We start from the raw sequence: 19,555 nt of genomic DNA on the forward strand, positions 1-19,555 counted from the left end.
AGGATTAGGGCGGGGTTAGGTTAGGGGCTAGGCTCTGGGTCGGGGCAGGATCCGAGCGGGTTCGGAGCCGGGCTCGGAGCCAGCGTTCAGGGTAGCGCGTGACCGGTGGCAGGTCGGGTTTTAGCCCGCCGCTCTACAATGGAACCCATGCCGCACAGCATCTCCTCGCAGAACGCCAACCAGCACCCTGAACAGCAGCCCACGCATCAGTCTGTACACCAGCCCGAACAGCCGCAGGGGCAGTCTGCGGCGCGCCCAAAAACGCTGCGCTACCGCGAGCTTCCCGCGAGCGCACAGCAGGTGCTGGCATCCCTGTTGCCGGAGGCAGAACGCACCGGAACCCTGCCCGAGCAGGTGACCCATATTCACACCATTGCCGCTAGGGCGGCGAGCTACGCGCCCTGGCCGCAATGGCTGCATCCGCGCGTGGTGGAGGCCTTCGAATCGCTCGGCATTGCCGAGCCCTACGCCCACCAGGTGCAGGCGGCAGACGCCGCCCACGCGGGTCTTGATGCGGCGCTGGCGGCGAGTGCGGCGCGCTACGGCTGGCAGGCGGGGCGGATTGAGGCTGAGCGTCTTGAGCCTGGGCGCGTTGAAGCGCCGACTCCCGCACACGCCGAAGACGCGAAGAGCACCGGCAACGGCGGGCACGTGATTGTGGCGACTGGTACCGCCTCAGGCAAGACCCTGAGCTACCTGATGCCCACCCTGGACGCAATCTACCGTGCATCGTGTGGCGAGCCAGTGAGCTCAACTTCCGCGTATTCGGGAGCAGAAAACCTCAATAATAGAGCGAACGTTCTCTACATTTCACCGGCGAAGGCACTCTCCGCCGACCAGCTCACCGCCCTCACCTCCTACAACCTGCCAGGACTCCACGCGGCAAGCTACGACGGCGACACCCCCACCGGCGAACGCCGCTGGATCCGCGAACACGCCAACTTCATCCTCACCACCCCGGACATGCTCAACTACTCAATCCTGAGCAACCACCGGCAGTGGTCATCCTTCCTGCGCGGGCTGCGCTACGTGGTGCTCGACGAGGCACACAGCTACCGCGGCGTTTTCGGCGCGCACATCGCCAACCTGCTGCGCCGCCTGCGCCGCGTCTGCGCGCTCTACCGCACCGTGCCCGTGTTCTACGGCGCCTCCGCGACCAGCTCCAACCCGGTCGAGTCTTTCTCCAAGCTCATCGGCGTGCCGCAGCAGGCGGTCACCGCCATTACCGAGTCCACCTCCGCACGCGGTGAAACCACCGTCGCACTCTGGGAGCCCGAATTCATGCCGCCCAAGGCGCACGATCAGCTCGCCAAGGGCACCCGCAGCACCCAGCAGCAGGCGGTCCAGTCGAAGGCTGAGCAGGAGGCGCCGCGCCGCGTCTCCCCCGTGGAGCAGGGCGCGCAAATGCTCACCGACCTGGTGCTTTCCCGCACCCGCTCCCTGGTTTTCGCCGGTTCGCGCCGCAGCGTAGAAATCCTCTCGCAGAAGACCCAACGCTACCTCGACGAGGTGGAGGCGGGCCTCGCCCACCGCGTCGCCGCATACCGCGCCGGGTACACCCCCGAAGAGCGCCGCGAACTCGAACGCAAACTCCGCAACGGCGAACTGCTCGGCCTGGCGAGCACCTCCGCACTGGAGCTGGGCATTGACATCTCCGGACTGGACGCCGTACTCGTGGCGGGCTGGCCGGGTACCCGCGCCTCCTTCATGCAGCGCGTGGGCCGGGCGGGTCGAAGCGGTCAGGACGCGCTCGCAGTGCTCATTGCCGACGACAACCCACTCGACACCTACCTGGTGCACCACCCGGAGGCGATTTTCGGGCAGGAGGTTGAGGCAACCGTATTCGACCCGACGAACCCGTATGTGCTCTCACCGCAGCTGTGCGCCGCAGCGCAGGAGGCACCCATCCGCGCTGAAGAACTGAGTCTCTTCGGTCCGCATACCGCGGCTCTGCTGGATCGGCTGGTGCAGCAGGGGTACCTGCGTCGCCGCCCGGACGGCTGGTACTGGACGCACGCCGAATCAGCCGCCGACCTGGTCGATATCCGCGGCACCGGCGGCGGCCCCTACCAGCTCATCGATGCCGAAGACGGCACCCTGGTTGGCACCATGGACGCCGCGCACGCCATGAGCCAGGGGCACCCGGGCGCAATCTACATTCACCAGAGCGCGCAGTACGTGGTCGAATCCCTCAGCGAGGGCGAGCGCGTGATTCTGCTCAGCCGCCTCTACCCGGACTACTACACGCGCGCCGTTGAGAACACGGAGGTGCGTATTCTCGCAGAGCGGGCGCGAGTTAGTTACGGTGTGCCAGCTGGAATTACTGGACAGGACGTTGCGAATACTGTTCCTGACCCTGCACCCGAAACCGGCGAGCAGCTCGCCCCGCTCACCATGCACCGCGGGCAAGTTCAGGTCACCGACCAGGTCACCGGCTACCGGCGATTCTCCGTCTACGGCGGCGAGTACCTGGGCGAAGAGGCGCAACCCATGCCTCCCGAAGTGCTCATGACCGAGGCGGTCTGGTTCACCTTCGAGCCCAGCTACCTGTTCGGCGCGGGTGTGACCGAAGAGGACGGTCCCGGCACCCTGCACGCCGCCGAACACGCCGCCATCGGACTGCTGCCGCTCATCGCCACCAGCGACCGCTGGGACTTGGGCGGACTCTCCACACTGCTTCACGTGGACACCGGCAGGCCCACCATTTTCGTCTACGACGCCGCACCCGGCGGCGCGGGCATCAGCGAGCGCGGCTTCAACGCGGTTCAGCAGTGGCTGAGCGCCACCCTCGAAGCCATCGAAAGCTGCGGATGCGACAACGGTTGCCCCTCCTGCGTGCACTCACCCAAGTGCGGCAACCGCAACGAGCCGCTCAGCAAGCACGGCGCGCGGGCGCTCCTGACGGCAATGCTGCGGAGCATGGCGGAGGTGTAGGGTACTGCGGGCGTAGGGCGGGGCGGTGGCGCAGGGACATAGGCTGTGCGGGCTGGGACAATAACTCCCAGTCGAGGCGAATAGCCTAGTCGGCTGGGTTTTTCTGGCTCCGTGGGTTTTTCCGGCTCGGGAGATTCGGGCACCGAGTCCCACTCGGCTCCCAGCTCTTCCTCCAGCTCGGCAACCTCATCGGGGCTCAGCTCCTCCGCGCTCCCCGCCGCAGCCTGCTCTTCTTCGGGACGCTCTTCCTCGGGGTGCTCAGCCCCGGCGCGGGCACGCACCCTCGCCGGACCCAGCACACCCATGGGCCCTGCGACGGGGACAGCGACCGTCACCTCCACCGTTTCGGGACGATCCGGAAACGTGCAGGACTCCAGGTGCGCACCGTGGCGGGCGGCAAGATCCGCCGCCACCGCGCACGGGTCCCCCTCGGTGAGCCCTCGGTAGGCATCCGCCGCCGCGAGCGCACTCAAATCTGCGGCGGCGGACGCCCTGCGATTCGCGGACACCACCCCAATGAGCCCGGCAATCACCACGGTCACCACCAATAGCGCGGCAATAATGGTGAGGGCGAGGACGGTGCCGCTACCCTCTTCGGAGTGTTCGTCCGCGGGGCTGGCAATAACCGCGTTTTTATTCGCCTTCATTGCCGGTGCTTTCTTCGCTGTCAGCGCTTTCCTGAGTGCCAGTGTCTTCTTGACTGCCAGCGCCGCCTTCAACGCGGGCGTGGGCGTCCGCCCGCAGCACCCAGCCGGTCGCCGATCCAATCACGCCGGGGGCGGGGCGGCTCACCCGCACGTGCACCTGCCGGGCGCGCCCCTCCCCTGCATCAACTGCGCTATCAGGAGAAACAGAAATCTGCACGCTCTGCGCCGGGTCGATGCGGCTGACGGCGGAGCGAATCTGCGCCTCGGAGTCTCCGCGGGCGGCGGCTCGTGCAGCCGTTCGCGCGGACTCCTCCACCTTCAGCTGCGCAACCCCCGTGGAGGCGGCACCCAGGCAGAGGGCGAGCACCACCGTCACGGCGGGTAGGGCGACCGCAAATTCGGCGGTGATCACACCCTCTTCTGCCGGGCTCTTGTGCGGGGTCGAGAGTGTCGGGTCCACACTGGTTTTCCCTGCGGAGCAAGTGCGCCGCAAAGCACCCAAATTCACATGAGCGTTCATTCTTTATTCCTCCCTTCTGGCTTGATTTTCCAAAGAACCTAGCATCTAGGGACAAAACCCTACGGCGGGTTTTCCAATACCTCTAGACTAAGGCCTCTAGAGCAGTCCCGTATTGCCCGCAATGGACAGGGCGTTACGCACAATATCCAGGAGCATGGAACGCACCTCATCTGACTTGAGAATCAGCACCAGCAGGCCCGCGAAACCGACCGCCGCGAGCATCACGATGCCGTACTCCGCGGTGGAGGCGCCTTCCTCCGGGTCCCCCGCCGGGGCGTACTCTTCGAGTACCTTATCGTCGCTCTCAGCTGGTACATATTCGGTGCAGCCGGGCGCGTGCTCACCCAGGCTGCGGCAGGTGGCGCCGCATTCGTCCAGGGTGCAGCCCTCGGCGAGCGCACGGGCAATGGTCAGCGCCTGCTCGGGGCTCAGGCTGTTCGTGTTCATATCAATCTCCATTTCGTTAGGGTCAATCCTGGGGCCGGTGTGGTTCAGCTCAGCATCACTCAAAAGCTCGGCATCGTTGAAGAGCTCGGGGCATTCTTCGCGCAGCTGCTTCATGGTGGTTGCAATGGCAACGGACAGCGGCACGGGGCCCAGAATGGTCTGCGCTTCTGCGCCGGGTGCGGCGGGCTGAATTTCGCTCGGAATGCCACCCGGAGCACCGGCCGGGGCGTTGACCGGAGTGCCGACCGGAACATCGGCAGTGTGCAGGTCGTGGCGGATTGCTTCGCAGAGGGTGTTCGTCATTGGTTTTCCTTTCGTTGTGCCCTAAACATGCGGGGCGGGGTGGGTGCTCATCCGCGTTCGCTGCAGATGGGCGGGGGTCTAAACTTTTCGGCATTTCAGCTGGTCAACAGCGCTTATGCGCATGGTTCTTTAGCCCGTCAGCGTGGGTAGTAGCGAAATGATGATGGGCACAATACCCAAGCAGATAAAGGCGGGCAGCGAGCACAGCCCGAGGGGTACCACGAGCGCTACGGAGAGCTTTCCGGCGGCGCGTTCTGCCGCGCGGCGCTCGCTGAGGCGGTGCGCATCGGCAAGGGAGAGCAGCAGCGCAGTGCTGGGTGCGCCACCCGTGTAGGCGGGAGCGAGCGCATCCCGAAGCTCACCGAAGGTTCCCGCCGCGGAGCCCGACCAGGCGCTCCCCCAGCTACTGCCCATCTGTAGGCGCTGGCAGACCGTATACAGGGGTCGGCTGTTGAGCGCCTCAGCGAGGGTACCCAAGGCGGCGAGCGGTGCAAGCCCGGCTCTCAACTGCGCGGCGAGTAGTTCCAGTACGAGGGCGGTATCAACAGTCGGTGCATTCAAGGCCTGCTCGCCTCCTGTATGCCCAGCTCGTGTGCTCTCCACCTCCGCCCGATGCACGAGCGCGGCGGTCCAGCGGCGCCCGGCGAAGGCGAGCCCCAGCCCGAACAAACCGGTAAGCGCCCCGAGGATGGAGCCGGTCAGCACGCCCACGGGGTCACTTCCCATGAGCACACCCAACCCCAGGCCGAGTAGCGGCAGCCAGGAGAGAATCCTGCCAGTGGCACGCGGCGCGGCAAGGGCGCTCTGCCGCCCCAGGAGCGCGTCGATGCGTTCTTCGGCGTGTTCTGCGGCGCGTTCCAGGCTCGTGGCGAGCGGCGCACCGGCGCTCTCGCTCATACGCAGGCTCAGCTGCAGGTCGTACAGGCGGTCGCGGCTGTGCGGGCGCATCCGGCTGCTGTTTTCGAGTAGCTGGGCGCAGGCGAGGTGTGCGGGTGCGCCCCAGGAGGCAAGTGCGGCAAGCGCCTGCGTGAAACGACGGATATCTTCGGCGCACCGCTTCTGCCCGTACTCTTCGGAGAGGGGCGAGGAGCCCCTGGTACGTCGGGGTCGGGTGCTTTTCCGCGTGGCGGTTTTCTTCGCGGGCGTTTTCCCCGTGCCCGACTCCAGATTCTCGCCGGACTGCCCGGAGCCCGGGTTGGCGAGCACCGCCTCCTGCAGGGGAATACCGGCGCGCAGGTTCAGGGCGAGGGTGCGTAGCATGAGCGGCCACATGCGCATTTCCTCGGCGCTGGCTGCTCCGGCGAGGTGCTCAGCCCAGCGTTCGCGAAGGCTTCCTCGACTCGTTTCTTCCCTTTTCATGGTTCCTCCTTTCACGTTTTCCGTTTCCCCTTTACGGGGGCTAGTACCCAACTTCGGAGCCCACAGAAATACGCCTGACCTGCAGATACTCTTCGCTCCCCTCAACTGCGGGGTGCAGGCTGTAGACGCCCTCGATGCGGCGGCGTCCGTCCCGGTGTTCCAGATGGATAATGCGTTCAAAAGCCGTCGCCGTATGTAGAGCGACCGTTCTACTATCCAGTCCGGCGAGCGCACCCAGGGCGCACAAACGCAGGGGCACCGCCTGCGCACTATTGGCGTGCAGGGTCGTTCCGGCGCCACGGTGACCGGTATTCATGGCGGTCAGCAGGTGCACCACCTCCGCACCGCGGCACTCGCCGACCACGAGCCGATCCGGGCCCATACGCAGCGCCTGCACAATCAGCTCACCCAACCCGATTTCACCGGCACCTTCGGAGTTGGCGGCACGGGTTTTGAGGGCAATAACCTGCTCATGCTGCGGCGCAAGTTCCGGGGTGTCTTCGAGCAAAATGAGGCGCTCCTGCGGCGTACACAGCCCCAGCAGTGCGTTGAGCAGGGTGGTTTTGCCGGTGCCGGTGCCCCCGCTAATCAGGAATCCGCGGCGTTCGGCAATCATGCGGCACAGGTAGGCGGCGGTCGCCTCATCACACAGCCCGGCGGCCTGCAGCTGCGCCAGGGTGGGGCGCTCGCGGGCGGGTAGGCGCACGGAGAGCCGGGTACGTTCGCTCAGCGGAGGGATAATCGCGTGGATACGCCGACCCTGCGCGTCGCTAATGTCAGCTGCCGGATGCGCGGCATCCAGCTGTCCGCCGTGCCTGCGGATGAGCCGCTCGGCGAGGTCACGCACGCGCCGCTCATTGCCGAGGCTTAGCGCCACGGGGCGGACGGTTCCGTTGATGCCCACCCAGATATCGCAGGGCGAGTTCACGTAGATATCGGTGATGGTTCCGGCGCGTTGCCCCTCGTCGAGGAGCAGGTCGAGGGCACCGAGGCCGTAGAGTTCCGCGGCGAGGTAGCGCAGCGCGGTCTGCCGGTTGACGGGCACGTATTCCACGCTGGGGTAGCTCCAGGAGGTGGGCGGTGCAGTTTTGACACGGAATTTTCGGGGCTTCGTCACATTAGTTCCGTCTGCGCCCGTTACTTCTGCACTCGTGTTCCCCCAGGCGTTCCCCCGAGCATTCCCCTGGCATCCGCCGTCGATGGCGCAGATTGCCTCGTCCACGGCGTTTTCGAGAATCTCGCGGAGGGGCTGGGATTCTTGGAGTAGCCCACCGCCCGCGGCACTCGCAGCGTTTGCACTGCCCGCGGCAACCACGCCCTCTGCGGGCGGCCGCTCCCCTGCCCGCTCGGCCCCGGCGCTGAATCCGTTACTGGGTCCGCCACAGAACCCGGCACTGAACCCGCCACTAAAACCACCCAGGGCGATAGCGCTCATCTGCGGCGAACGCAGAATCAGCTCGCGGGCGTGCAGGGCGACGGCGCGGGCGCGATAGTCTTCGGGAATGAGCAGGGCGGGTAGCGAGTGCGCGCGGGTGTTCTGGACACCCATATTCTGTGCGCCCGGCTGATTCGCGCCCTGTGCGGCACGCGGCGAGCAACCGTTGGGGTTGCCGGGATTGTTGGCAGGGTGCCCGGCGGGATTGCTGGAGGGATTCATGACGGGGTTCATGGCTCTAGGAGAGCATTGCGCCCGCCCCGAATTTTTATGAGAATGAGCGTTCTGTGGATAACTCCTCGCGCACCCCGAAATATCCACGATGCACGCACCTCAAACGAACAAAACGCACGCATCCGGCGCTTTTATGACAAACCGCGGCGCATTCAGCCCTCCCCTGCCTCTTCCGCAAACCGCCCGCCCGCGACCACAAACCACGCGCCTTCGCACCCGGTCACCGATAATGGAAGAATGTACGTTCTGCTCAGTCCTGCCACCGGCGCGGGTATTACCGCCCAGACCGGCACCCCCGCGCACCCGGTCACGTCGGCTATTGCCGCGGGTGCGTCCCCGCGCGGTGCTCAGCCGGTAACTTCATGGGGTGCTTTTCATTTTTCGGCGCCGACCGCTGAGCAGTTGCAGGACCCGACCTTTATTCCGCGGATTACGCGTGCGGATCGGGTGAGTGCGGCGAATCTTCCGGCGTATGTGCGAGAGGTAGAGCGGCAGGCGGCAGATTCGGCGCAGGCGCGTTTCCCCCGCTGGATTTGGGCTGATACCCGCCACGTTGACTCGTTGCTTCTGCGCCGCGGGGTGCGGGTGCATCTATGCCATGATTTGCGTCTGGTGCAGCGAATTTTGGCGACTGCCGCTACGCATCCGAGCGGTTTTGTGGAGTACAGCCCGGTGCTGGATCTTTCTGATGTGCGTGAGGCGGTGGAGCCTCAGGGGTATCTGCCGGTGGCGCGGCAGATTCAGGGTCAGGAGGAGCTGTTCGGCGCTGATTTTTTGAGTGCCCCCGCCACCTCTTCCGCCGCACCCGCCGATTCCTCTGCAGATTCCTCCCCCGATTTCCTGGAGGCGGCACCTCACGAGCCTTTTGCCCCGCAGTTGGCGGCAGGCCCGGTGACTCTGCTTCCGGAGCATCCGGTGGTGCGTGTGCTGATGCGTGAGTGGTTGGCGCAGGCGCGCGCTATTAGCGAGTCGAGGCACCCGGAGCGGTTGCGTCTTTTGGCGGCGGCTGAGTCTGCCGGTACGTTGGTGGCGGCTGAGATTGGTTATTACGGCATCCCGTTTAATGTGCAGGCGCATCATGAGCATCTGTGCGAGTTGTTGGGTCCGCGCCCGGTGCCTGGGGAGCGTCCGCAGAAGATGCAGGAGTTGGCGGAGCAGATTCAGCGCATGCTGTTTATGCCGTCGTTGAACCCGGATTCGCCGCAGGATCTTTTGCGTGCTCTGCAGTCTGCGGGGGTTTCGGTGAAGTCTACGCGTTCGTGGGAGTTGAAGAGTTGGGCGGATGCGATTCCGGCTCAAAGGGAGAAGCGTTGGGCGCTGATTGACCCGATTCTGCGTTATAAGAAGCTGTACCGTATTTGGACTGCTAACGGCTGGACGTGGGCTGATACTTGGGTTTCTGAGGGTGCGTTCCGCCCGCATCTTGAGGTGGGTGGAGCCGCGACCGGGCGCTGGGGCGCTTCCGGCGGTGGTGCGTTGCAGCTTCCGGCGGAGATTCGTCAGGCGGTGCAGGCGCCGGAGGGTCAGGTGCTGACGGTGACGGATGGCTCGCAGATTGAGCCACGTATTTTGGCGGCGTTGAGCCGTGATGAGGCGCTCGCTTCGGCGGGTCGTGGCGCTGACCTGTATGCGGGTATTGCCGAGCTGGCGCGCCTGAAGGGTGTGGGTTTGACGGGGCGTTCCCACGCGAAGGTGGGCATGCTGGCGATTATGTATGGCGGCCGCAGCGGTGAGATTGGCGCCCTGTTGCCGCATGTGGCGGCGCTTTTTCCGCAGGCGATGGACTTTACGGAGCGTGCGGCTCGTATTGGTGAGGCGGGCGGTCAGGTGACGACTTTTTTGGGTCGTACGTCCCCGCCGGTGGATGAGCGTTTCCGTGAGATTGTGGCTGATCGGTCTTCGCCGGCGGCTGAGTCGCGTGCGGTGTCGACTGCGCGTGCGCACGGGCGTATGACCCGCAATTTTATTGTGCAGGGTACGGCGGCTGAGTGGGCTCTGTGTTGGATGGGCGCGGTGCGTTCTCGTCTGTTGTCGGAGCGGATTTTTGGTATGCCGATGCGCACCCGCATTGTGTATTTTTTGCACGATGAGCTTCTGCTGTGCGGCCCCGAGCTGGAGGCGGATCGCGTGGAGCGTATTGTGCGTGAGGGCGCTGCGGAGGCGGCGCGTCTGCTGTTCGGTCGGGTGCCGGTTGATTTTCCAGTGTCGGTGGCGCGGGTGCGCAACTACGCAGACGGTAAGTAACCAGCGGTAAATAATCAGCGGCATATAGGCGGCACCGTGCAACAAAAAATAGGGGCGGCGGGTAGCTTCGTTCAAGCTACCTGCCGCCCCTATCTGCACCCTATATCCGCTGGTCAGGCGTTTATTCTGCGAAGAGCTTTACTCCTCGTAGCCGGGTGCCGTGCGCATCTTTTTTGTATCCCAGGGCACGGTCCAGCCGAGCGAGTCGAAGATCCGGTCCAGCAGAATCGCGGTGAATCCCCAGACGGTGAACTCTTCACCGCCGGGCATGCGCACCTCGAAGGCGGGAGTGCGGTGTGAGGTGCGGCCGCGTTTGACGTAGGCGGTGTGCCGGTTGGCGGGGTTGAGCAGGTCACGCACGGGCACGCGGGCGATGAGCGCGGACTCGTTGTGGTCAACGACTTCGACAGGCACGGGGCTGTTCCACCAGCCGATGACGGGGGTGACCATGAAGTTGCTGATGGGTAGCGGCAGGGTGTGCAGCTGGCCGAGGATCTGCACGCCGGCGGGGTCGAGCCCGGTTTCTTCGACCGCCTCGCGCAGGGCGGCGATGTGGGCGACGGGTTCGCCGGTGGTTTCGGCGAGTGCATAGTCTTCGGGGTCGATTTTGCCGCCGGGGAAGGCGGGCTGACCGGCGTGTGAGCGCAGGGTTGCGGCACGTACGAGGAGCAGTACATCCAGGTCGGCGCTGACGTTTTCGGGGCAGCCGTCAAATTCGCCGGTGGAGGGCGAGTTGTCGAGCACTCCGAAGAGGATCAGCACGGCGGCTTCTTTGCTGAGGGGGCTGGCGGGTGCGCTGCGCAGTAGGGCTTGGACGTCAAATTCCACGCCGCCCTCTGCGAGAGCCGCCAGTGCCTGCTGGGCGGGGTGCTGCGCCTCCTGCTGGGACGTGTTTTCGCTCATCTGTGTACCTCTCTTCTGCGCGGCTACATTCCGGTTCGGCTCAGTCGCCGTTAGGCGCTGAGCGGGTAGCCTTCTGCCATGAGTTCGCGGCGGGTTGCGCCCTGCAGGAATCGCAGGTGCAGGTCTTCTCGGCCGGGTGCCATTTCGTATTTCATGAGTTTACGTGCTGCTTGTTCGTTCGTCTCCCCGGCGCCGTAGGACGGGCAGAGGTCGGCGACGGGGCATACGCCGCAGGCGGGCTTTTTGGCGTGGCAGATGCGGCGGCCGTGGTAGACCATGCGGTGTGAGAAGAGCGTCCAGTCTTTGCGTTCGATGAGTTCGGCAACGTCTTTTTCGACCGTCTCGGGGGCGTCTGCAGTGGTGAATCCCATGCGGCGGGCGAGGCGTCCGAAGTGGGTGTCTACGGTCAGTCCGGGCACGTCGAAGGCGTTTCCGAGGACCACGTTCGCGGTTTTGCGGCCGACTCCGGCGAGTTCTACGAGCTCTTCGAGGGTTGAGGGGACCTGCCCGTTGTGGCGTTCGACGAGCTGCTGGGAGAGGGTGACGATGGAGCGTGCCTTGGCGCGGTAGAAGCCGAGGGACTGAATGTAGGGTTCGACCTCTTCGGTACGTGCGGAGGCGAGCGCGGCGGCGTCCGGGTAGCGTGCGAAGAGTGCACCGGTGACGGAGTTGACGCGCACGTCGGTGGTTTGTGCCGAGAGCACGGTGGCGATGAGTAGCTCGAAGGGGTTGTCGAAGTCGAGTTCTGCGACGGCGTAGGGGTAGGTTTCGCCGAGGATGCGGTTAATCTTTCGGGCGCGGCGCACAGTGGCGAGGTGGCTTTCGGGTGCGCGGGCGTTGAGGCGGCGTGCGGCGGCTGCGGCTTTGAATTCGGGAACGAATCGGATCTGTAGGAGCGATTCGGCGTTCTCTGCCGCGGTGTTCTGTGCGCCCGCTGCGGGCTGGGTGGCGTTCTCGGTCATAGCGCGAGGGTACCGGGCTTAGGTGTGTGGGCGGTAGCGAGGTTCACCGTACTTGGCGCGCGTCGCCCCCCGTATGCGGGGATGCGCATCCGCCACGCGCCTGCGCTCTCCCCTCCTCCGCATCATTTTCTGGGCAGTTCGCGTCGGCTAGCGCTCAGCGGGCGCTCGCTGTGCCACACTGGTTTTATGTCAGATACGATTTTTGTGCTTAATGGACCGAATTTGAACCTGCTTGGGCAGCGCCGCCCCGAGGTGTACGGCTACACCACTCTGCACGATATTGAGCGTATGGTGCGTGAGCGCGCGGCGGATCATGGTTTTGATGTTGAGTTTATGCAGTCGAATCATGAGGGCGCGCTGGTGGATGAGATTCAGCGTGCTCGTACTCGTGGCGCGGCGATTATTATCAACCCGGCGGCGTACACCCACACGTCGGTGGCGCTGCATGATGCACTGGAGGCGGCTGAGCTTCCGGTGGTTGAGGTGCATCTGTCGAATGTGCATCGTCGTGAGCAGTTCCGTCATCATTCGTTTGTGTCGCCGCAGGCTACCGCGGTGATTGCCGGTGCGGGTGCGTACGGCTATGTCATGGCGGTTGATTTCCTGGCGCAGCATCTGGCGGAATAACAGCGCGCCGCCTCCTTTCGTTAAATAGTTCAGGCTCCCGTTCCTCGCTAGAGGTTCGGGAGCCTGAATGTTTTTGTTAGCTACTTGCGGCAGGTGCCGGTGGAGACTGCGGCGGTGTTGTCGCCACCTTCAGCCAGTGCCTGCTTGAGGGTGCTTGCGGTGATGGCGTAGCCGGTCTGGCCGGTGGTTGCCTTACCGAAGATCACGCCGACCACGTTGCCGTTTTCGTCGAGGACGGGGCCGCCGGAGTTGCCGTGCTGCACGTCGGCTGCCAGTTGGTAGACCTGGCGCATGGCGTTGGCGCGGCCGGTGTCGGCATCGATGGTTTGGGTGTTGCCGATGCCCTGCACGGTGGCGGGCAGTGCCTTGAACGGGCCGCCCTTGGGGTAGCCCATGAAGGTTACAAGGCTACCTGCGGTGGCGTTGGTGCCGATGGTCAGCGGTTCGAGCGGCAGCTTGGGCACGCTGATGAAGGCGAGGTCCTGTTCGGTATCCATGTAGACGACGGTGCCGGGCCAGGTGCGGCCGCGGGAGTCCTGCACGACCGGGGAGGTCACGCCGGCGACCACGTGGGCGTTGGTGACGACCAGGCCGTTGTCCGCCACGAAGCCGGAGCCGGTGGAGGTGTAGCCGCACTGCTCTGCGGCACCCAGAATCTCAACGACGGAGGCAGCCGCCCGGTCCAGTGCCGCGGATTCTACGGTCTGGGTGGGGGCGCTGGTTTCGGGGGCGATGAGCTGGCTGACTTCCGGAATGGTTCCGAAGGCGAGCACGTCATTGCGTACCGTGTTGATGCGGTCCTTGACGACCTCGGGGGTGGAGGCGACCATCCAGGAGAGAGTCTTGGATTCGCTGAGCGCGGTGTTGAGCTGCGGGATGGGTACGGTGCGCATGGAGATGGTCAGCACGACCATGACCAGGGCGCAGGCGGCAAGGTTCAGCACACCGCCGAAGAAGCGCTCAATGCCCTTGAGCGGGGTGATGTCGGTGACGCGGCGAATGGTGCGTCCGGCAATGAGGCCGAGCCACTGTCCGATGGTCAGGCAGATGATGAGCACACCGACGGCGGTAATGAGGCTCCACTGCGACCCCACGGAGGCGACGGCGAGGGGCACGAGCCAGGCTGCGGCGCAGACGCCCAGGCCCAGACCGAGGAAGGTTCCGAGGGTGGTGAAGAATCCGCTGCGGACTCCGGCGAGGAAGTAGAGCAGCAGGATGATGGGGATAGCAATATCAAGCAGGTTGATGCCGGTCGTCACGACTAATTGCCTCCTTGGTGGGTAGAAGTGGTCACGGTGTGCCCATGTGATTGGTGCGGGCTGTGCCCGATGAGTGTGGTGGCACGCTGTACCCTGCGGCGGGCGTGACGGGCGGTTCCGGGGTTGTTGAGACCGGGTTTCTGCCTCGTCGCATCGTACCGCGTGTGGAGGCGGGTGCCTGTTTGTCATGAGGGTGTCAGCGTGCTTGGTACCGATAAAAGTACACACCTGAATGCCTGATATTAGGTGGTAAACCTGTGGGGAAGCTTTGAATTTTCTCGGAAGAAATAACTTTTGGTGTAAAGCTCGCTGTATCGGAATGCATAAAGCGCTTTTTTAGGGTACGCTCGTATCAGTTGAATATGTCACACTAGCTTGAGCCTTCTCACATTTCAGATGTTGAGACGCATGACACCGGTTCGGGCTCACTCACTGAACATTTACGAGTTTCGGCTCATCACCTCATATCTAGGAGAACTTTATGGATCTCGAGATCCTCCGTCGTACCCCTCTCTTTGCTAACCTCGACGACGCAGCTTTCGCTCTGCTGACCGATGACATTCAGGAGATTGACCTCTCCCGCAACGCCGTCCTCTTCTACGAGGGTGACCAGGACGACCAGCTCTTCGCTGTACTCTCCGGTAAGGTCAAGCTGGGTCGCACCGCCGCTGACGGCCGCGAGAATATGGTTGCAATCATGGGTCCCGGTGACGTCTTCGGCGAGATGGCTCTCTTCGATCCTTCGCCCCGTTCGACCAACGCTGTGGCTGTCTCTGAGACTCGCCTGGCTGCCATCAAGCACGAGTCCTTCAAGCGTGCACAGCAGCTCGATCCCACTATCTCCGATCAGGTTATTAAGACTCTGGCTCGCCGCCTGCGCCACGCTAACGAGGCACTGGCTGACCTGGTCTTCTCCGACGTTCCCGGCCGCCTCGCTAAGGCGCTGCTGGACCTGGCTGACCGCTTCGGCCGCCCCGCAACCGACGGCGTGCTCGTTGCTCACGAGCTGACTCAGGAAGAGCTGGCACAGCTGGTTGGCGCATCCCGCGAGACCGTGAACAAGGCTCTTGCCGAGTTCGTTTCTCGCGGCTGGATCCGTCTGGAGGCACGCGCAGTTGTCATTCTGGACCTGCCCCGCCTGCGCCAGCGTTCCCGCTAAGGTCTCTTTGAGTTAGGGCATTCTAGGACGCCCTCGCTGAAAGACGCACAGCTTAAATAGATCAGGAGCCGTTTCCCTCTGCATGGGGAAACGGCTCCTGATTTCTTTAACGCTTCATCGTACGAGCGAACGGCTGCAATACCCTCTTAGAGCGCACCCATCGCGCCGGTGTATATGGAACCGGTGGTAGCCGGAACCACCTCGGTGAAGGAGAGCATGCACGCACCGTTGTGGGTGACGAGCACGGGCTTCTTCACCTCAATCTTGCGGCGCTTCGACAGCCACGCGACGGAGGTCTGAGCCTTCGCCAGCGATTCGAGCATGCACATCACGCCGGGGGTAATGAGCTGGTCGAGGGTACGGCCCACCGTGTTGGGCTGGCCGATGCGGTCACCCAGTTCGCTGGTGTCCTTGGCTTCGAGCAGTTCACGCACGTTCAGCCAGTCACCCCACACGCCCTTACCGAGCAGTAGCTTCGGGTCCTGACCGACGGGCAACGCCGTGGTGAAGTAGGCGATATCGTAGCGTTTGAGGAAGAAGTCCGGGGACTGCCAGCGCGCGACCGGGCGCAGCAGGTCGGCGCGCACGCTCAAGCCGCTGGAGGTCAAGAAGTCCGAGAAGCTCTTGTCCTGCTCGGCAACCGCTTCACGCCACGCCATGAGCTCAGGGGTGCTGGAGCGTTCCACGACGTCCTGTTCGTCCTCGCCTGCAAGCAGAATGCCGGTCTCTTCAAAGGATTCACGCACGGCTGCCATGACGCTGCGGCGTGCCTGCGCAATATCGGAGAAGTGGAATTGTTCCTGCCAGTAGTCGGCGCCGGGACCCACCCAGGAGGCGGACTCATCATCACCGGGAAGAGCCGTACCGCCGGGGAAAGCCACCACGCCCAGCGGGGAGGTGCCGGGACGGTAGGTCAGAATCGTTTCGAGGCCGTTGTCGCCGTCGCGCACAAAAATGACGGATGCCGCCTGGCGCATCGTGCAGCCGGTCGTGCCTTCGTTGCCGCATTCGCGCCAGCTTTCGGCGGCGGTGCGCATGAACTCGGGAATCGTGTAGAGACGCTGGATGGATGCGGTGCGCGGGCCTGACTGGCGGCCGGTGAACACGCGGGGGCGTTCCACGCCCTCAGCCGGGGTGGGAGTGCCGAAGCGGCGTTCCTGCACCGGCTGGGGTAGAGTCTTGATGTTTTGGGCGGTGCCGTTGTCCTGTGCGGATGCGGTGTATGCAGTCTTATCGGGAGCGTCCTGCGCCGCCCGCTGAGCCTGGGCAGCACGAATAGCAGACAGCGGCAGCGCGCCGGTGTACAGATTAGACATATTCAACAATGATCTCGACCTCTACGGGCGAGTCCAGGGGAAGAACGGGAACGCCGACGGCGGAGCGGGCGTGCTGGCCTGCCTCGCCGAAGATTTCGCCGAGCAGTTCGGAGGCACCGTTAATGACGGCGGGCTGAGCGGTGAAGTTCACCTCGGATGCCACGAAGCCGACAACCTTCACGACGCGCTGCACGCGGTCCAGGTCGCCAATGACGGACTTGACCGCTGCCAGGGCGTTGAGCAGGCTGATACCCGCGTACTTCTTCGCATTCTCGGGGGTCACGGAGCCTTCAGCGCCGGAGTCGGAAACCTTACCGGTTTCGGGCAGAGCACCCTCAACGAAGGGCAGCTGACCGGAGGTGTACACGTAGGAGCCGGACGTAACAGCCGGAACGTAGGCTGCAACGGGGGCGGGTGCTACGGGCAGTTCGTAACCGAGTTCGCGGATACGTGCTTCAATACGGGATTCAGTCATGATTACTCCAGAAGGATGGCGGGTGCTGGCACCCAAACGGTGATAGGGGAAATGCTGTAAATCTAAACGCTACTGATATTCAGGCAGCTGTTAAATGGCTAACCGGCGGTCTTCCTCATCTATTCCCGCGCTCCCCTAGTTATAGGAGGGCCGGGATAGCGAGGTGACCGCCGGGTACGTTGCTCTTAGTCAGCCTTCTCGCGCTTAAAGTAGGCGATGGGGTTGCCCTGAGTCGGAGCGACCATGTTCGACGCGGGGGTTGCGCCAGCAGGTGCGGATGCGCCGGGGAGAACAGTTACGAGCTCCCAGCCGTCTTCACCCCAGTTGTCGAGGATTGCCTTGGTCGTGTGGATCATCAGCGGTACAGTTGCGTATTCCCATTTCTTCATACCCTCTAGACTAGCTTTCAGGGTCGAATAAGTAAAAGGGATTCACTATGGTTTCGGTCAATGTCCGGCGCTTTTGGGGGCTTTATTCTCAGCGCTGAGGCGCCCACCTCCCTGTGGGGTGCCGAACCGGACTTCCTCTCACAGCTTCATGGGATAAACTGAATGAATGGCTTCATCTAAGAAAACCCGTGCGCGTCGCCGCCCGGGAGATTTTTTGCAGTTCCTCGCGTTCAGCGTGATTGCCGGTTTCCTTGCGGCAATTATTGTCGTACCCCCTGCCGTGAGCTTGGGTATGGTCACGAACGCGTCGATGTCATGGTTCCAGGACCTTCCTGACGACATTGCCGATGGCATTTCCTCCCGTCCTTCTACTATTTACGCTGCTGACGGCAAGACCGAAATCGCGACTTTCTTCGAAGAGAACCGTGAACCGGTCAAGCTGGATCAGATTTCTCAGCACATGAAGAACGCTATCGTCTCGGTGGAGGACCGTGACTTCTACAATCACGGTGCTGTCTCCGCTATCGGTATCGGTCGTGCGTTCCTGAACAACATCATTAACTCCAACAGCGGCCGCCGTCAGGGTGCATCCACCCTGACCCAGCAGTACGTTAACAACCTCATTGTTGACTCCGCTGTGGCTCGTGGTGAGGACGCTACCGCAACCCTGAACGGTAACAAGACCTACGCCGCAAAGATTCGCGAGATGAAGCTTGCGATTTCTATGGAGCAGAACAAGTCCAAGGACGAAATCCTTGAAGGCTACCTGAACATCGTGAACCTTGGTGGTTCGAACTACGGTGTTGAGGCTGCTGCACAGTACTACTGGGGTATTTCCGCTAAGGACCTGAACGTGGCACAGTCCGCCCTTCTTGCCGGTCTGGTGCAGGCACCGAACGTGTACGACCCGACCGTGAACCCCGAACTCGCCCGTGAACGCCGCGACATCGTTCTGGGCACCATGCTCCGCGACGGCAAGATTTCCGACAAGGAATACAGCGACGCCATCGCCAGCGACATTAAGCTCAACGTCCACACCAAGTCCCAGGGTTGCTCCCTGGCAGGTGATAAGGCGTTCTTCTGCCGTTATGTGGTCAACTACCTGCTGCAGGATGAGTCCCTCGGCGCAACCGCTGAGCTGCGTAACACCGCCATCAAGCGTGGCGGCCTGAAGGTGATCACCACCCTGAACCCCGAGGCTCAGACCGCGGCAAAGCAGGCTGTGGACTCCACCCAGCCGGCAGCAACCAACTGGAACGACGTGAACTCCGCGCTGACCAGTGTTGAGCCCGGCACCGGCCGCGTCATCGCGATGGCACAGAACACCGAGCTCGGTAGCCCCGCAGACGCAAACGACCACTCCAAGACCGAGTACAACTACAACGTTGATAGCGCCTACGGTGGTACCCGCGGCTTCCAGCCCGGTTCGACGTTCAAACCGATTATTCTGGCTCAGTGGCTCATCAGCGGCCGCGGCGCTAACGCTACCGTGAACGGTACCCAGCTGTTCTGGCCCACCAGCTTCGGCTGGAACGCCAAGTGCTACGACGGCGGTAAGTACTACTACACCGGTCAGCCGAACGGCTGGTCCTATAAGAACGCAGTCAACGGCGGTCTGACCTACGGTACCGCTGCGTACGGTATTCGCCAGTCGTTGAACTCGTACCTGTACGGCATGCTCTCCCAGATTGACCTGTGCGATGTGCACGACCTGTCAATCAAGATGCACGCCCTGGACGGTACCGGCGAACCGCTGCACAGCATCCCCGACCTGGGTACCAACATTGGTGGTACCAAGTACGGTATCTCCCCGCTGACCAGCGCATCCATGTACGCTATCTTCGCTTCCGAGGGTAAGTACTGCACCCCGCGCCCGATTGAGAAGATTACCAAGACCAACGGTGAAACCATGAAGGAATACCAGAACCAGTGTGAGCAGGTCCTGGATCCGGACATCGCGAACGGTGTCAGCTGGGTTCTGAAGGGTGTTATCCAGCCTGGCGGTTCCGCTTCTCAGCGCGGTATTGGTCTGCCGAACGGTTCGGCTGCGAAGACCGGTACGAACGATAACTCCTCCCAGACCTGGCAGGTTGGCTACACTCGTGGCCTGTCCACCGCGTCTTGGGTTGGTTCTAACAACCTCGGCTTCCGCTCCCTGAACGGTGTGGGCATTAACGGTCGAGTCCTCGAGTACGTCGATGGTGCAACCTACGCGGGTGCACAGTGGCAGTCGTTCATGAAGACGATGGCACCGAAGTACAACACGAAGGACTTCACCGCCCCCAGCGATAAGATTCTGTCGTACAGCTAGAATCACAGCTCACCAGCTGAAGCCTGAAAGG

Annotated in this window: 15 protein-coding genes and 1 pseudogene; 5 read left to right on the forward strand and 11 right to left on the reverse strand. The window is 63.3% G+C overall.

Annotated features, from left to right (window positions below; translation table 11 throughout):
- Window positions 1-138 precede the first annotated feature (138 nt).
- Window positions 139-2,934, forward strand: coding sequence for a DEAD/DEAH box helicase (locus tag HMPREF2749_RS06430; protein ID WP_070593796.1), 2,796 nt, complete (start codon window positions 139-141; stop codon window positions 2,932-2,934).
- Between the two features lie 320 nt (window positions 2,935-3,254).
- Here the strand turns inward: HMPREF2749_RS06430 and HMPREF2749_RS09415 are convergent.
- The 5 genes and pseudogenes from HMPREF2749_RS09415 to HMPREF2749_RS06450 form a co-directional block, all read right to left on the reverse strand.
- Window positions 3,255-3,581: pseudogene (locus HMPREF2749_RS09415) on the reverse strand (Rv3654c family TadE-like protein); the annotation flags it as partial.
- A complete protein-coding gene (locus tag HMPREF2749_RS06435; RefSeq protein WP_246823511.1) occupies window positions 3,568-4,041 on the reverse strand; it encodes a TadE family type IV pilus minor pilin in 474 nt (157 codons plus the stop codon). The pseudogene HMPREF2749_RS09415 and the gene HMPREF2749_RS06435, both read right to left, overlap by 14 nt.
- A 156-nt stretch (window positions 4,042-4,197) precedes the next feature.
- On the reverse strand, window positions 4,198-4,851 hold the full coding sequence (locus HMPREF2749_RS06440) for a DUF4244 domain-containing protein (protein ID WP_070593799.1): 654 nt from the start codon (window positions 4,849-4,851) through the stop codon (window positions 4,198-4,200).
- 129 nt (window positions 4,852-4,980) lie between these two features.
- Entirely contained in the window at window positions 4,981-6,210 is a 1,230-nt protein-coding gene (locus HMPREF2749_RS06445) for a type II secretion system F family protein (protein ID WP_070593801.1), read from the reverse strand.
- A 40-nt stretch (window positions 6,211-6,250) separates the two neighbouring features.
- On the reverse strand, window positions 6,251-7,867 hold the full coding sequence (locus HMPREF2749_RS06450) for a TadA family conjugal transfer-associated ATPase (RefSeq protein ID WP_070593830.1): 1,617 nt from the start codon (window positions 7,865-7,867) through the stop codon (window positions 6,251-6,253).
- A gap of 249 nt (window positions 7,868-8,116) precedes the next feature.
- Here HMPREF2749_RS06450 and HMPREF2749_RS06455 point away from each other — a divergent pair, with 249 nt between their 5' ends.
- Entirely contained in the window at window positions 8,117-10,123 is a 2,007-nt protein-coding gene (locus HMPREF2749_RS06455; RefSeq protein WP_070593803.1) for a bifunctional 3'-5' exonuclease/DNA polymerase, read from the forward strand.
- 138 nt (window positions 10,124-10,261) lie between these two features.
- On the opposite strand, the gene HMPREF2749_RS06460 is transcribed toward HMPREF2749_RS06455, so the two are convergent.
- The gene (locus HMPREF2749_RS06460; RefSeq protein ID WP_070593804.1) at window positions 10,262-11,026 is read right to left on the reverse strand and encodes an NUDIX hydrolase; all 765 of its coding nucleotides are present in this window, start codon (window positions 11,024-11,026) and stop codon (window positions 10,262-10,264) included.
- 50 nt (window positions 11,027-11,076) lie between these two features.
- Window positions 11,077-11,988: an endonuclease III gene (nth, locus tag HMPREF2749_RS06465; RefSeq protein WP_070593806.1), complete on the reverse strand. Its 912-nt coding sequence runs from the start codon at window positions 11,986-11,988 to the stop codon at window positions 11,077-11,079.
- A gap of 186 nt (window positions 11,989-12,174) precedes the next feature.
- On the opposite strand from nth, the gene aroQ reads away from it, so the two are divergent.
- Window positions 12,175-12,615: a type II 3-dehydroquinate dehydratase gene (gene aroQ, locus HMPREF2749_RS06470; protein ID WP_005504658.1), complete on the forward strand. Its 441-nt coding sequence runs from the start codon at window positions 12,175-12,177 to the stop codon at window positions 12,613-12,615.
- A gap of 80 nt (window positions 12,616-12,695) precedes the next feature.
- Here aroQ and HMPREF2749_RS06475 read toward each other — a convergent pair whose 3' ends face one another.
- Window positions 12,696-13,874: a MarP family serine protease gene (locus HMPREF2749_RS06475; protein WP_070593807.1), complete on the reverse strand. Its 1,179-nt coding sequence runs from the start codon at window positions 13,872-13,874 to the stop codon at window positions 12,696-12,698.
- Window positions 13,875-14,355: 481 nt separating this feature from the next.
- Between HMPREF2749_RS06475 and HMPREF2749_RS06480 the strand changes: the two genes are divergently transcribed.
- On the forward strand, window positions 14,356-15,033 hold the full coding sequence (locus HMPREF2749_RS06480; RefSeq protein WP_012902921.1) for a Crp/Fnr family transcriptional regulator: 678 nt from the start codon (window positions 14,356-14,358) through the stop codon (window positions 15,031-15,033).
- A gap of 146 nt (window positions 15,034-15,179) precedes the next feature.
- Here the strand turns inward: HMPREF2749_RS06480 and HMPREF2749_RS06485 are convergent, their stop codons facing one another.
- The 3 genes from HMPREF2749_RS06485 to HMPREF2749_RS06495 form a co-directional block, all read right to left on the reverse strand.
- Window positions 15,180-16,349 carry an NUDIX hydrolase gene (locus HMPREF2749_RS06485; protein ID WP_049349846.1) on the reverse strand — a complete coding sequence of 390 codons (1,170 nt, stop codon included), beginning with the start codon at window positions 16,347-16,349 and terminating at the stop codon, window positions 15,180-15,182.
- Entirely contained in the window at window positions 16,342-16,824 is a 483-nt protein-coding gene (locus HMPREF2749_RS06490) for a RidA family protein (RefSeq protein WP_049349843.1), read from the reverse strand. The genes HMPREF2749_RS06485 and HMPREF2749_RS06490 overlap by 8 nt, the downstream gene beginning before the upstream one ends.
- A 185-nt stretch (window positions 16,825-17,009) precedes the next feature.
- On the reverse strand, window positions 17,010-17,213 hold the full coding sequence (locus HMPREF2749_RS06495; protein WP_005504647.1) for a DUF4177 domain-containing protein: 204 nt from the start codon (window positions 17,211-17,213) through the stop codon (window positions 17,010-17,012).
- A gap of 166 nt (window positions 17,214-17,379) precedes the next feature.
- Here HMPREF2749_RS06495 and HMPREF2749_RS06500 point away from each other — a divergent pair, with 166 nt between their 5' ends.
- Window positions 17,380-19,524: a transglycosylase domain-containing protein gene (locus HMPREF2749_RS06500; protein ID WP_070593809.1), complete on the forward strand. Its 2,145-nt coding sequence runs from the start codon at window positions 17,380-17,382 to the stop codon at window positions 19,522-19,524.
- Window positions 19,525-19,555 lie beyond the last annotated feature (31 nt).

The organism is Rothia sp. HMSC075F09 (assembly GCF_001810515.1).
Lineage (GTDB): Bacteria > Actinomycetota > Actinomycetes > Actinomycetales > Micrococcaceae > Rothia.

Bases quoted from the DNA above. Each gene is read 5' to 3' on its own strand.
- HMPREF2749_RS06430 (WP_070593796.1), top strand. From the start codon at position 139: ATGGAACCCATGCCGCACAGCATCTCCTCGCAGAACGCCAACCAGCAC.
- HMPREF2749_RS06440 (WP_070593799.1), bottom strand. From the start codon at position 4,851: ATGACGAACACCCTCTGCGAAGCAATCCGCCACGACCTGCACACTGCC.
- HMPREF2749_RS06445 (WP_070593801.1), bottom strand. From the start codon at position 6,210: ATGAAAAGGGAAGAAACGAGTCGAGGAAGCCTTCGCGAACGCTGGGCT.
- HMPREF2749_RS06450 (WP_070593830.1), bottom strand. From the start codon at position 7,867: ATGAATCCCTCCAGCAATCCCGCCGGGCACCCTGCCAACAATCCCGGC.
- HMPREF2749_RS06455 (WP_070593803.1), top strand. From the start codon at position 8,117: ATGTACGTTCTGCTCAGTCCTGCCACCGGCGCGGGTATTACCGCCCAG.
- HMPREF2749_RS06460 (WP_070593804.1), bottom strand. From the start codon at position 11,026: ATGAGCGAAAACACGTCCCAGCAGGAGGCGCAGCACCCCGCCCAGCAG.
- nth (WP_070593806.1), bottom strand. From the start codon at position 11,988: ATGACCGAGAACGCCACCCAGCCCGCAGCGGGCGCACAGAACACCGCG.
- aroQ (WP_005504658.1), top strand. From the start codon at position 12,175: ATGTCAGATACGATTTTTGTGCTTAATGGACCGAATTTGAACCTGCTT.
- HMPREF2749_RS06480 (WP_012902921.1), top strand. From the start codon at position 14,356: ATGGATCTCGAGATCCTCCGTCGTACCCCTCTCTTTGCTAACCTCGAC.
- HMPREF2749_RS06485 (WP_049349846.1), bottom strand. From the start codon at position 16,349: ATGTCTAATCTGTACACCGGCGCGCTGCCGCTGTCTGCTATTCGTGCT.
- HMPREF2749_RS06490 (WP_049349843.1), bottom strand. From the start codon at position 16,824: ATGACTGAATCCCGTATTGAAGCACGTATCCGCGAACTCGGTTACGAA.
- HMPREF2749_RS06495 (WP_005504647.1), bottom strand. From the start codon at position 17,213: ATGAAGAAATGGGAATACGCAACTGTACCGCTGATGATCCACACGACC.
- HMPREF2749_RS06500 (WP_070593809.1), top strand. From the start codon at position 17,380: ATGGCTTCATCTAAGAAAACCCGTGCGCGTCGCCGCCCGGGAGATTTT.